Raw genomic sequence first — 253 nt, forward strand, 5'->3', positions numbered from 1 at the left:
GTGCAGCATCCGCGGACTGTTGACGCCGACGTTCTGGCCGAACGACAGGATGCAGTCGCAGTGCTCGAAGTCCTCGAGCAGGACCGTGCCGACCGGCACGCCGATGCTGCGCGGCAGCCCGACCGACGTGCTTTCGTGACACATGTTGGAACTGTCGGGCAGGTTGTTGTTGCCGTACATCCGTGCCAGCAGCGCATACATGTACGAGGTCTCGAGCGACGCCCGGCCGGAGGCGTAGAACACGGCGCTGTCG

The 253-nt window shown here is 64.8% G+C and carries 1 pseudogene; it reads right to left on the reverse strand.

Annotation, left to right across the window (positions count from 1 at the left end):
• Positions 1-253: pseudogene (locus tag SB719_RS21455) on the reverse strand (CbbBc protein); the annotation flags it as partial.

Origin of the sequence: Pantoea sp. SIMBA_079 (assembly GCF_046940275.1) — a bacterium.
GTDB lineage: Bacteria > Pseudomonadota > Gammaproteobacteria > Enterobacterales > Enterobacteriaceae > Pantoea > Pantoea borealis.